General features: G+C 73.9%; 8 protein-coding genes. All 8 read right to left on the bottom strand.

Annotation, left to right across the window (positions count from 1 at the left end):
• Positions 1-15: 15 nt before the first annotated feature.
• Positions 16-939: an ATP-grasp domain-containing protein gene (locus GJV82_RS11100; protein ID WP_115942305.1), complete on the bottom strand. Its 924-nt coding sequence runs from the start codon at positions 937-939 to the stop codon at positions 16-18.
• A 63-nt stretch (positions 940-1,002) separates the two neighbouring features.
• Positions 1,003-2,562 carry a dihydrolipoyl dehydrogenase family protein gene (locus tag GJV82_RS11095; RefSeq protein ID WP_155099260.1) on the bottom strand — a complete coding sequence of 520 codons (1,560 nt, stop codon included), beginning with the start codon at positions 2,560-2,562 and terminating at the stop codon, positions 1,003-1,005.
• 189 nt (positions 2,563-2,751) lie between these two features.
• Positions 2,752-3,738 (bottom strand): IS481 family transposase, encoded by a 987-nt coding sequence (locus GJV82_RS11090; RefSeq protein ID WP_318657533.1) that lies wholly within the window; start codon positions 3,736-3,738, stop codon positions 2,752-2,754.
• 123 nt (positions 3,739-3,861) lie between these two features.
• Entirely contained in the window at positions 3,862-5,508 is a 1,647-nt protein-coding gene (locus tag GJV82_RS11085) for a solute symporter family protein (protein ID WP_318657532.1), read from the bottom strand.
• Positions 5,505-5,855 (bottom strand): DUF485 domain-containing protein, encoded by a 351-nt coding sequence (locus tag GJV82_RS11080; RefSeq protein ID WP_155099259.1) that lies wholly within the window; start codon positions 5,853-5,855, stop codon positions 5,505-5,507. The genes GJV82_RS11085 and GJV82_RS11080 overlap by 4 nt, the downstream gene beginning before the upstream one ends.
• 152 nt (positions 5,856-6,007) lie before the next feature.
• Positions 6,008-6,787 (bottom strand): tRNA (guanosine(46)-N7)-methyltransferase TrmB, encoded by a 780-nt coding sequence (gene trmB, locus GJV82_RS11075; RefSeq protein WP_155099282.1) that lies wholly within the window; start codon positions 6,785-6,787, stop codon positions 6,008-6,010.
• Between the two features lie 98 nt (positions 6,788-6,885).
• The gene (locus GJV82_RS11070) at positions 6,886-8,205 is read right to left on the bottom strand and encodes a TrpB-like pyridoxal phosphate-dependent enzyme (protein WP_024842148.1); all 1,320 of its coding nucleotides are present in this window, start codon (positions 8,203-8,205) and stop codon (positions 6,886-6,888) included.
• 298 nt (positions 8,206-8,503) lie between these two features.
• Entirely contained in the window at positions 8,504-12,331 is a 3,828-nt protein-coding gene (locus GJV82_RS11065; RefSeq protein ID WP_155099258.1) for a metallophosphoesterase, read from the bottom strand.
• Positions 12,332-12,470: the final 139 nt, after the last annotated feature.

The raw sequence follows: 12,470 nt of genomic DNA, 5'->3' as shown, positions 1-12,470 counted from the left end.
GAGGTCGGGAGCGGTTCAGCGCGCGGCGCGCGCGGCGATCGCGTCGGCGAACCGGTCGAGCGAGCCCGGGGCGAGGGAGAGGAAGAGCGACGGCTCGGTGAGCTCGAGCTCGATGACGACGACGCCCCCGTCGTTGCCGGTGACGACGTCGACGCGCGCGTAGAGGAAGCCCGCCACGTCCCCGCCGCCGACGGCTCCCGCCGCGACCGCGAGCGCCCGGCGCGCGACGTCGAGCTGCTCCTCGCTCGCCGTGAACGGGCTCATCTCCTCCTCCTGGTAGAGCCCGCGCGTGGGGCGGTGCGGGCCCGTGAGGAGCGCGTTCTTGCGCACGGCGTGGGAGAACTCGCCGTCGACGAACACGAGCCCGGTCTCGCCCGCGGTGTCGACGCTCGTCACGTACGGCTGCACCATGACCTCGCGGCCCGAGACCAGCAGGTTCTTCGCGTGCTGGATCGCGAGCCCGCGCGAGTGCGCCTCGCCCGCCTGGTAGCGGCCGGTGTCCTTCGCGCCGGCGCTCACGACGGGCTTGATGACGAAGTCGCCCTGCGCGGGCAGACGCGTGTGGATCGCGCGCGAGGACAGGTTGCGCGCCGGGTCGAGCCAGAGCGTCGGGATGACGGGCACACCCGCGGCCTCGAGCTCGCGCAGGTACCCCTTGTCGGTGTTCCAGCGCAGCACGGCCTCGGTGTTGAGGATGCGCGGGACGCGCGCCGCCCACGCGACGAACTCGTCGCGCCGGGCGGAGTAGTCCCACGTCGAGCGCACGACGACGGCGTCGAACGCCGACCAGTCGACGTCGGGGTCGTCCCACACCGCGGGCTCGGCGGCGACCCCGCGCGCGTCGAGCGCGCGCACGAGCGGGGCGTCGTCGGGGTCGAGGTGCGGGAGGACGGAGCACGTCGCGAGGGCGACGCGCGGGGCGGAGGTCTCGGTCGTCACGCACCCGAGCCTAGGCGACGGCGGGCGCGCGCGGGCGGCGGGCCCACGGACGTCCTCCGGCGGCTACAGCCCGTACTCCTCGAGGAAGCGCAGCCAGACCTCGCTCACGGTCGGGTACGACGGCACCGCGTGCCACAGGCGCCGCAGCGGGACCTCGCCGACGACGGCGACCGTCGCGGCGTGCAGCATCTCCGCGGCGTCCGGGCCCACGAACGTCGCCCCGACGACGACCTCGCGCGCGGCGTCCACGACGAGCTGGGCGCTCCCCGCGTAGTCCGCGGCGCGCACCGACGCGCCCGCGACGTTCGCGAGGTCGTAGCGCACGACGCGCACGTCGATCCCGGCGTCGCGCGCCGACGCCTCGGTGTGCCCGACGGCGGCGACCTCGGGCCGCGTGAAGACGACCTGGGGCGAGGCCACGGCGTCGGCCGTCGCGGCGAAGCGCGACCACGGCTCGGGCGCGGCGCCGACGGCGGGCGGCTCCTCCCCCGCGGTCGGGGCTCCCTCGGTGCCGCCGTCGCCGAAGCGCGCCGCGACGACGTCGCCGACGACGCGGCCCTGGTACTTGCCCTGGTGGGTCGTCGCGACGCGCCCGGTGACGTCGCCCGCCGCGTAGAGCCAGCCGGTCCCGGCGTCCTCGGCGAGCCCCTGGACGAGCATCGTGTCGTCGACCGTGAGCGCGCGCCCGGGGGCGAGCCCGACGGCGTCGACGCCGAGGTCGTGCGTGCGCGGGACGCGCCCCGTCGCGACGAGCACGCGCGCGGCCGAGACGGGCGAGAGGTCCGGCGCGTCGTCGTCCCCGCGCGAGCGTGCCGCGCCGAGCGTGAGGCGCGCGCCGCCGTCGGGCAGGGGCTCGACGGACTCGGTGGTGACGCCGAGGCGCACGTCGACGCCCAGGTCGCGCAGCGACGCCGCGACGGCCTCGCCCGCCCACGGCTCGGTGCGCCCGAGCAGCCCGCCGCGCGAGAGCACGGTGACGCGCGACCCGAGGTCCGTGAACGCGAACGCCATCTCCGCGGCGACGACCCCGCCGCCGACGATCGCGATCGACTCCGGCACCTCCTCGACGGAGGTCGCCTCGCGGCTCGTCCACGGGTTGACGTCGGCGAGCCCGGGGACGTCGGGCAGCACCGGGACGCTGCCCGTGGCGACGACCACCGCGTGACGCGCCGCGAGCCGGCGGGCCCGCGGGAGCCCGTCCGGGTCGGCGTCGGCGTCCTCGGGGACGACCTCGACGAGGCGCGGCCCGACGATCCGCCCGAGCCCTCGCACGAGCGTGATGCCCGCGCCCTCGACCCACGAGACCTGCCCGGCGTCGTCCCAGTCGGCGACCATCGTGTCGCGGCGCGCGAGGATCGCGGGGACGTCGAGCCCGTCGGCGACGTCCGCGCCCGGCACGCCGCGCGCCTCGGCGCGCACCGCACCCGGGCGCAGCAGGGTCTTCGACGGGATGCACGCCCAGTACGAGCACTCGCCGCCCACGAGCTCGGCCTCGACCAGCGCGACGCTCAGCCCGGTGCGGCCCGCGCGGTCGGCCACGTTCTCGCCGACGGGGCCACCGCCGATCACGATCACGTCGAACGTCTCGTCGGCAGCCGTCTCCTGCTCCGTGTCGCTCGTCATGGGCCCATCCTCACGCGCGGCGGCGATCGGCGCCCCTCGGCGCGGCGACGACGTCGGGCACGGAGGGGGTGGACGTGCGCAGGACGGTACGTCGTGCCGGGCGCGGCGGGCGGCGCGACGTCCGGGCCGGACGACGCGCGGCGCCCCGGCCCGGCAGGGTCGGGGCGCCGCACGGCGCGGGGTCCGCCGCTAGTTGTACTGACCGGACAGGTTGGTCAATCGGGTGATCGGTGGCTTGTTCCCGCAGGCGGTGTGGGGGCGGTGGTGGTTGTACTCGTGGATCCATGCTGCCAGGGCAGCGCGTCGTTCGGTCTCTGAGGTGTAGGCGCGGGCGTAGCCCCAGCCGTCGGCGAGGGTGCGGTGGAAGCGTTCTATCTTGCCGTTCGTCTGGGGTCGGTAGGGGCGGGTCCGGGAGTGCGTGATCTCGAGTTCGGTGCAGGTCTCGCGCCACAGGTGTGAGCGGTAGGGCGAGCCGTTGTCCGACAAGACTCGTTGGGTGGTGATGCCGCGGGCGGCGAACCAGGTCACGGCCCGGCGCAGGACGGCGGTCGCAGTGACGGCGGTTTCGTCGTCGTGGACCTCGGCATAGGCGACCCGGGAGTGGTCGTCGATCACGGTGTGCACGAACGCGTGCCCCATCTTTGGATGGCTGTAGGCATTCTTGGGCTTGCCGGGCGTTGCCGCTCGGTGGCGTCTGCCCTGGGGCCGGCCTACGAACCGCCACCCGCCACCGTCAGGGATGTTGCCGAGCTTCTTGACGTCCACGTGCAGCATCGCGCCGGGGTGGTCGTGTTCGTAGCGGCGCACCGGCTCACCGGTGGCCCGGTCGACGTGCGAGAGCCGGTTGAGTCGGCACCGGACCAGGACGCGGTGCGCAGTCGAGGGCGCGACCCTGGTCAGCGCCGCCAGCTGGACCGGGCCCAGACGCTTACGCAGCCGCAACGACACGATCCGCCTGGTCGTCGCCCGGTCGGTCTTGGCCGGCATCCGGCGTGGACGCGAGGACCGGTCCGCCATGGACTCGCCGGTCGCGTACCGGTCGGCCCACCGTTTGACCGTGGGCCACGAGCACTGGAAACGGGCCGCGACCTCCGCGATCGGGACGTGCTGGTCGATCACCAGCCGGGCGACCGTGAGCCGGGCGCGCGGCGTCAGAGCAGCATTAGCGTGGGACACGAGGGCCTCCTGTGAGCGGAGCGGATACCTAGGCAGTTCCACTCCACCGCGGGAGGCCCTCGTGCGCTACCAGATCAGATCAACGCATCGCACTCATTCGACCAACGTCTCCGGTCAGTACAGCTAGTGCACGACCGCCTTCTCGGCGCCGGCACCGGTGAGCGAGCGGACCTCCATCTCGGCGAACTTCTCGGGGTGCGGCTTCTCCTTGCTCAGGAGCGTCCCGACGATCCCGAGCAGGAACGCGAGCGGGATCGAGACGATGCCCGGGTTGCTCAGCGGGAAGATCGCGAAATCGATGCTCGTGTCCTTGATCATCGACAGGCTCGCGCCCGTGACCGGGTCCACCTTGCCGGACACGACGGGCGAGAACGCGATGAGCACGACGCACGAGATCAGCCCGCCGTACATGCTCCACAGCGCGCCGGACGTGTTGAACCGCTTCCAGAACAGCGAGTAGAGGATCGTCGGCAGGTTCGCGCTCGCCGCGACGGCGAACGCGAGCGCCACGAGGAACGCGACGTTCTGGCCCTGCGCGAAGATGCCGCCGAGGATCGCGAGCACGCCGATGACGACGACCGTGATCCGCGCGACCTTGACCTCGCCGTCGGGCTTGACCTCGCCCTTCTTGATGACGTTGGCGTAGATGTCGTGCGCGAAGCTCGCCGCGGCGGTGATGGTCAGGCCCGCGACGACCGCGAGGATCGTGGCGAACGCGACCGCCGAGATGAACCCGAGGAGGATCTCGCCGCCGAGCGCGAACGCGAGCAGCGGCGCGGCGGAGTTCACGCCCCCTGGCGCCGAGCTGATCGTCTCCGGCCCGACGAGGGCTCCGGCGCCGTAACCGAGCACGAGCGTGAACAGGTAGAAGATGCCGATGAGCCAGATCGCCCACACGACCGACCGGCGGGCCTCCTTGGCCGACGGCACGGTGTAGAAGCGCATGAGCACGTGCGGCAGGCCCGCCGTGCCGAGCACGAGCGCGAGGGCGAGCGAGAGGAAGTCGAGCTTCGTGGTGCCCGTCGCGCCGTACTGCTTGCCGGGCTCGATGAGCGCCTCGCCGCCCACGCCGGCCTTGTCGATCGCCCCCTGGAGCAGCTCGGAGAGGTTGAACCCGAACTTCGCGAGCACCCACAGCGTCATGACGGCGGCGCCCGCGATGAGCAGCACGGCCTTGATGATCTGCACCCACGTGGTGCCCTTCATGCCGCCGACGAGCACGTAGAGGATCATGAGCGCGCCCACGACGGCGACGACGAGGCTCTGGCCCGCGGTCGAGTCGATGCCGAGCAGGAGCGCCACGAGCCCACCGGCGCCCGCCATCTGCGCGAGCAGGTAGAAGAACACGACGGCGAGCGTCGCGAGCGCCGCCGCCATGCGCACGGGGCGCTGCTTGAGCCGGAACGACAGCACGTCGGCCATCGTGAACTTGCCCGTGTTGCGCAGGAGCTCGGCCACCAGCAGGAGCGCGACGAGCCACGCGACGAGGAAGCCGATCGAGTAGAGGAAGCCGTCGTAGCCGTTGATCGCGATCGCGCCGCAGATGCCGAGGAAGCTCGCGGCGGACAGGTAGTCGCCCGCGATCGCCGTGCCGTTCTGCGGCCCGGTGAACGAGCGCCCGCCCGCGTAGTAGTCCGCGGCCGACTTGTTCTGCCGTGACGCGCGCAGCACGATCACGAGCGTCACGGCGACGAAGACGCCGAAGATCGCGATGTTGACGACCGGGTTGCCGACGTCGGTGGCCTCCGCGGCCGTCAGGTGGGGGCTCACAGCTCGTCCTCCTCGATCTCGCGGCGCAGCTCGTCCGCCGCGGCGTCGAAGCGCCTGTTGGCCCAGCGCGCGTAGATCATCGTGATCGCGAACGTGGACACGAACTGCCCCAGGCCGAGGAGCAGCCCGACGGTGATGTTCCCCCAGACCTTGGTGCTCATGAGGTCGTGCGCGTAGTTCGCGAGCAGGACGTAGAGGAAGTACCACACGAGGAACAGCGCCGTCATCGGGAACACGAAGTTCCGGAAGCGTCTGCGCAGGTCCTGGAACTCGGGCGAGCGTTGCACGCGCTGGTAGTCGGTCTCTTCGGCGGGTCCCGGTCCGGGGACGGCCGATACGTCGGTCATGACGCCTCCGTTGGCTCATGGAGGACTCGCGAGGCCCCGCCGGCCGCCTCGGGAACGACCGCACGCGACACTGCGTGCCCGGGGCGACGTTTCACCCCCGGCACAATGTGCCGTAGATCACTTCTGTCCGCAAGAACCGCGCGCGGCGCGCGTCAGACGCGCACGTACTCCAGGTCGGTGATCGCACGGCCGGCACGCTCGCCCTTGCGCTCGAAGCCCGTGAGGACGCGCCCCTCGAAGCGCGGCGCCACGCCCCCGGGGCCGTGCGCGTTGCGCAGGCCCGGTGCGGCGTCGAGCACCTCGAGCATCTGCTCGGCGTACTCGGCCCAGTCCGTGGCGAGGCGCAGGACCCCGCCCGGCCGCTCGCCGTCGGCGTCCGGGGCGCGCAGGACGCGCTCCGCGAGCGCCGCGAACGACGGCGTCACGAGGCGCCGCTTGTGGTGCCGGGACTTGTGCCACGGGTCGGGGAAGAACACCCAGAGCTCGTCGACGCTGCCCTCGGGGAGTGTCGTGGCGAGCACCTCGGCCGCGTTCGCCTGCAGGAGCCGGAGGTTGGTCAGGCCGCGCTGCGACGCGCGGAGCACGGTCTGGGCGAGGCCGGGCGTGTACACCTCGACGGCGAGGAAGTCGGTGCCGGGCTCGCGCTCGGCGGCCGCGACCACGGCCTCGCCCTGGCCGGAGCCGATCTCGACGACGAGCCGCGCGGCGCGGCCGAACGTGCCGGGCAGGTCGAGCACCCACGCCGGGTCGACGGACGTGCGCGCGACGTCGCGCGGCACGTCGACGACGTAGCGGTCCCGGTGCGCGTCCCACGCGCGCTGCTGGCGCGGCGCGAGGCGCCCGCTGCGCCGCACGAACGACACGGGCTGCGTGCGGTAGCGCGGCCGGGCGGGGCCGGTCGGGTCGCTCGCGCCGGGAGCGGGCGCGGTCATGTCGGTCGGGGCGTCGTCGAGGGTCTCGGGGGTCGGCTCGGGCACCGCACCAGGGTACGGGGCGCCCCGCGCGCGCCGTGCGCGGGGCGCCCCGTCCGTCACACGTACGCGGCGTACGCGGGCAGGTCGAGCACCCCGTTGCCGGACAGGCCGAGCACGATCACCTCGGGCTCCGTCGCGGCGCGCGCGTGCGCGATCGCGGCGGCCACGGCGTGCGTCGACTCCGGCGCCGGGATGATGCCCTCGGCGCGTGCGAACAGCGTCCCCGCGGCGAAGGCGTCGTCCTGCTCGACGGCGGTCGCCTCCATGAGGCCGAGGTTCACCGCGTGCGACACCATCGGCGACATGCCGTGGTAGCGCAGCCCGCCCGCGTGGATCGCCGGCGGCACGAAGTCCTTGCCGAGCGTGTGCATCTTCAGCAGCGGCGTGAGGCCCGCGACGTCGCCGAAGTCGTAGCGGTACTCGCCCTGCGTGAGCGACGGGCACGCGGCCGGCTCGCACGCCACGAGGCGCGTCGTCGTGCCCTCGCGCAGGTTGCGGCCGAGGAACGGGAACGTGAGGCCCGCGAGGTTCGACCCGCCGCCCGCGCACCCGAACACGACGTCCGGCGCGCCCTCGCCCGCCTCGTCGAGCTGCACGAGCGCCTCCTGGCCGATGACGCTCTGGTGCAGCATGACGTGGTTGAGCACGCTGCCGAGCGCGTAGTGCGCCGCGGGGTCCTTCGCGGCCGTCTCGACGGCCTCGCTGATCGCCATGCCGAGCGAGCCGGTGGTGTCCGGGTCCGCGGCGAGCATCGCGCGCCCGGCCTCGGTGAGGTCCGACGGCGACGGGTGGCACACCCCGCCGTAGACCTCCATCTGCGCGCGACGGTACGGCTTCGCGTCGTACGACGCACGCACCTGCCACACCTCGACCTCGAGCCCGAGCAGCGCGCCCGCGAACGACAGCGACGCGCCCCACTGGCCCGCCCCGGTCTCCGTCGTGAGCTTCGTCGTGCCCTCGAGGGCGTTGTAGTACGCCTGCGCGACGGCCGTGTTCGGCTTGTGCGAGCCGACCGGGCTCACGCCCTCGTACTTGTAGTACACGCGGGCCGGGGTGCCCAGGGCCCGCTCGAGGCGGCGCGCGCGCACGAGCGGCGATGGCCTCCACAGCGCGTAGATCTCGCGGACGGTCTGCGGGATCTCGACGTAGCGCTCGGTCGTCACCTCCTGCTGCACGAGCGAGAGCGGGAACAGCGGCGCGAGGTCGTCGGGCGTCAGCGGCTCGCGCGTGCCCGGGTGCAGGTGCGGCGGCACCGGCTCGGGCAGGTCCGCCGCGAGGTTGTACCAGTGCGTCGGGACGGTCGAGGGCACCTCGGCGCCGGTCGGTTCGAGGGACCGGACGGGCAGGGAGGTCGGCGTGGTCTGCTGTGTCGTCATGGGGGGCTCCAGCTCGGGGGACGGCCGCTGGGCCGACGACGTGCGCACCGGGGTCTGCCGAGGCCGCCCACGTCGTCGGGGCACGGCCGGAGGAGGTCACCGGCCGTCAGGCGGTCGGCCACCAGGAGGTCACGGACGGGTGCGTCACGGGGCAGACCCTACCGCCCGGTCGCGGTCCGGACCACCGGCCCCCGGACCGGGCGAGCGACGCAGCGGCCCCCGGACCGTGAGGTCCGGGGGCCGCCGTCATGCCGTCGACACCGGGTCGGCGGTGCGCGGGCGACGGGTCAGCGACGTGTCAGCCGCACGCGAGCGCGTCGTACGCGACGTCCGCGGCGAAGGACCGGCCGTCCCCGCTCGCGGTGACGTGCGCGGTGCCCGCCGCGACGTCGGACGCCCGGACGGAGAACGCCTGGTACGCCGACGCGCCGGGCCGCACGCCCGGGACGGTGCGCTCGCCGAACGGCGTGCTGAGCGTGACGTCCACGGGGACGGTGTCCGCGTTGGTCGCGCGCACCGCGACGTACGCCGTGCCGGCCAGGCACTGGGCGCGCGCCGTCGTCTCGACGACGAGGCCGCCCCCGGCGGGCGCGGTGGTGAACGTGCTCACCGGCGACACGGCCGTGCCGCCGCCCGCGCTCGTGGCGGTGACGGTCCACGCGTGCAGCGCTCCCGGCACCAGCCCGTCCCACGGGACGGTCGCGACCTCGCCCGACGGGACGGTCACGCGGCCGATCTCCTCGCCCGGCGCGTAGAGCGACACGGCGTCGGTCGCGAGGCTCGTCACGCGCGTCGTGAGGTCGACGGGGACGGTGAAGTCGTCCTCGCGGCCGTCGTAGCGCTGCTCGTCGTCGTACTCGGTGGCGCCGAAGTTCGCGAGCCACGGCGAGTAGGTGTCGACGATCATCTCGGAGCGGTCGACGTCGAACTGCAGCAGCCGCAGGAAGCTCGCGCCGAGCCGCAGGCCCTCGTCGGGCGCGTACCCGCCGATCTCGGTGAGCCCCGCCTCCTCGGCCGTGACCTCGTAGAACTGGTAGTCGGCGAGCAGCTCGACGACGCCGCTGCCCGGCGTGCCGACGTCCTGGCGCACGTTGATGCCCACGCCGTGCCGGTGCCCCGCGAGGACGAGGAACACGTTCGGGTTGGGCTCGACGACCTTCGCGTGCACGAGGCGGCCGTCGGGCGTCGAGATCTCGGAGTCACGGCCGTCGGGGTTCGTGCTCGGCACGAGGTAGTCGTGCGTGAGCACGATCGCGTTCCGGTCGGGGAACTGCTCGAGCACGCCGTCGGCCCACGCCGCCTCCTCGTCCGTCACGCCGTACGACAGGTAGACGGCGACGAAGTCGAGCCCGCCCGCGCTGAACAGGTCGTAGTGGTTCTGGTTGTCGCCCTCGCGCCACGGGCCGCCGTAGGACGCGTTCTCCCACCCCGCGGACAGGGCCTCGTAGCGCTCGGGGCCGTAGAACTCGTTGAACAGCGCCCCGGGCCCGTTGTCCTGGCCGGTGAGGTTGTCGTGGTTGCCCGCGAGGACGCCGTTGGGGATGTTCGCGTCGTCGAGGATCCGCTGCGCGGACGAGGAGAACGCGTACTCGCCGCGGATCTGCTCCACCGCCGCGTCGTCGGCGGGCACGCGGGTGTAGTTCTCGTTCACGTCACCCGTGTGGGCGACGTACGCGATGCCCCGCTCCTCGGCGTTGTCGACGACCCACTGCGTGAGGTCGGTGTACGCCCGGGCCCACACGGCGCGCTCCTCGGCCGTCTCCTGCTCGACCGCGCCCTCGGAGAGGTACTGCGTGTCGGTGAGGTGCACGAGCGAGAAGTCGTAGGCGTCGCGCGGCGCGAAGTCGGTCTCCTCGCGCGACCCGCCCGCCGCGATGTCGTCGGCGAAGGGGTCGGTGCCCGTGACGAGGACGTGGACGGTCCCGTCGACCGCGGCACCGTCGCGGAGCACGGTGCTCAACGACGTCGCGCCCTCGACCGCGCCACGCGCGGACGCGAGCGGCTCCCACCGCTCGCCGTCCCACACGTGCAGGGTCGCGAGCCGCTGCGGGTCGACGACGCCCTCCCAGCGCACGACCTGGCCGGCGGTCGTGCCGTCGGCGGGCAGCTCGAAGCGCTGGTAGGTGACGTCGCGGCTCTGCGGGGAGTCGAGCGTCAGGTCGTCGCCCGGGGCGAGCGCGTCGGCCCCGGCGGGCTGTTCACCCTCGATCGGGAGCGTCGTCGGGACCTCGGCCGACTCGCCCTGCGCGACGAGCACGGGGGCGGTGACGTCGGCACGGGAGAACGTGGCGGTGACGTCGCCGCCGCCAGGCGCTGCGACGCGCGCGGACAGGTCGACGCTCCTCGCGACGTCGCGCGTGCCGTGCGCGGGCGCGAGGTCGGTCGGGACGTCCGGCACGCCGAGGCTCGTGAACGCGATCTCGTGCGTGCTCGCGTTGCCGAGCACGTCCGTCGCGGTGACGACGAGCGTGTGCGCACCCGGGGCGAGCCCGGGGCCGACGGGAGCGCCGAGCGCGACCGGCTCGCCGTCGAGCGTCACGTCGGGGCCGGACAGGACGCCCGCGGCGTCCGCGAGCTCGACCGCGAGGCTCGTCGCGCTCGCGAGCTCGGCGCCCGCAGCCGGGGTGCTGGAGACGACCGCGGGTCCGGTGTTGTCGGTCGTCACGGTACGGCGCGCGGCCGCGCCGGCGGCCGTCGCCGCCGTGATCGTGTGCTCGCCGTCGGCCAGCGTCGCGGTGTCGACGTCGGCCCGCAGCCCGGTCGCGGGCGCGTCGGCGTCGCGCACGACGTCGAACGCGAGGTCGACCTCGCGCGGCTTCGTCGTGCTCGTGCCGCAGTCGCCGTCGCCCAGCGAGTACGACGGTGCGACGCCCACGCCCGTCGCCGTGCCGTCGGTGAGGTCGAGCGCGATCCCGGAGATCGCGAAGTCGTCGCGGTTGTCGCCGCACGACGTCGGGTACGTGCCCGTGACGAAGCGGATCGTGTTGCGCCCCGGGGACAGGTACGCGTTGGGCACGTCGACCCGGACCGTCTCGCTCACGTAGTCGCGGTCGACGAGGTCGATGCGCTGCCCGTTGACGAGCAGGTGGTTCGTGTAGCGGGCCTCGATCGAGTTCGACCCGACCGTGAAGACGAACGCGGACGAGCCCGCACCGTGGGTCGCGACCGTCTCGAGCGGGGTCCCGTCGAGCGCGATCCCGGCGGGCGCGTCGCCGCCCGCGGGCGGGGTCGCCAGGACGGTCTGCTCCCCCGTGAGGAGCGCGCCGTCCGCGGGCACGAGCGCCGGGGCGCCGGGGGCGCCGTTGTTCACGGTGACGGCGCTCGTGGCGACCGCACCGGAGAGCGTGGTCGCGGTGAGCGTGTGCGCGCCGTTCTCGAGGGTGGTGGTGTCGAGGTCCGCGGCGAGGCCGGTCGTCGCGGCCGGGTCCTGGTCGAGGTCGAACGTGAGGTCGGCGCTGAGCACGCGGGCGGTGTTCGTGCCGCACGAGCCGTCGCCGAACGCGTAGGAGAAGGCGTTGGCGGAGCCGTCGGCGACCTCGCCGAGCAGCTCGAGCGACACGTCCGTGAGGTCGTAGTCGTCGTAGTTCGTCCCGCACGACGTCGTCACCGCGCCGACGACGAACCGCACCCGGTTCTCGCCCTGCACGAGCCACTGCGCCGGGACGTCGAGCGCGACGCGCTCGGACACCATGTCGCGGTCGAGCTCGAGGCGCTCGCCGTTGACGAGCACGTGGCTGCCGTACCGCTTCTCGACCGAGTTGCTGCCGACGTCGAACAGCAGGCGTGCGGTCGCGGGCGTCGCGCTCGCGTCGAGCGCCGTGCCGTCGACCGCGAGCGCCGTGACCGGATCGCCCGCGCGCACCGGGTCGCCCGCGACGCGCACGGTGCCGTCGAGGTAGGTGCCGGTCGTGGGGGTCAGCGCGGGTCGTTCCTGCGTGGCCGTCACGGCGGTGCCGCCGGCGGCCGTCCGGGGAGTGGGCGAGGCGGCGGTCGCTCCGGGCGCGATCAGCCCGGCGGCGAGCACCGTCCCGATCGCTCCCGCGAGCGCGGCGCGACGCCGCGCCCCGCCGCCGGTCCGTCCCGCGGTCCGTCTCGAAGTCCTGTGCGTGGGCACGGACGTGTCCATCGTGGTTCCCTTCCGTGGCGAACGGGTCGACGGGCGGCGCTGCCGAGCGGCGACGACGCCCGCACCGGACCCTTCCCGGCGGGGGTGAACGCGAGGTCGGTGCCGGGCGAACTCCGGCGAAACGGACGGCGACGGTTGC

The sequence above is a fragment of the Cellulosimicrobium composti genome (genome assembly GCF_009711085.1).
Taxonomy (GTDB): Bacteria; Actinomycetota; Actinomycetes; order Actinomycetales; family Cellulomonadaceae; genus Cellulosimicrobium; species Cellulosimicrobium composti.
The sequence above is the reverse complement of the archived record's forward strand: the minus strand, read 5'-3'. Positions and strand labels throughout refer to the sequence as shown.

Coding starts and splice junctions, on each gene's coding strand:
- trmB (WP_155099282.1), bottom strand. CDS start 6,787: ATGACCGCGCCCGCTCCCGGCGCGAGCGACCCGACCGGCCCCGCCCGG.
- GJV82_RS11065 (WP_155099258.1), bottom strand. CDS start 12,331: ATGGACACGTCCGTGCCCACGCACAGGACTTCGAGACGGACCGCGGGA.
- GJV82_RS11095 (WP_155099260.1), bottom strand. CDS start 2,562: ATGACGAGCGACACGGAGCAGGAGACGGCTGCCGACGAGACGTTCGAC.
- GJV82_RS11080 (WP_155099259.1), bottom strand. CDS start 5,855: ATGACCGACGTATCGGCCGTCCCCGGACCGGGACCCGCCGAAGAGACC.
- GJV82_RS11070 (WP_024842148.1), bottom strand. CDS start 8,205: ATGACGACACAGCAGACCACGCCGACCTCCCTGCCCGTCCGGTCCCTC.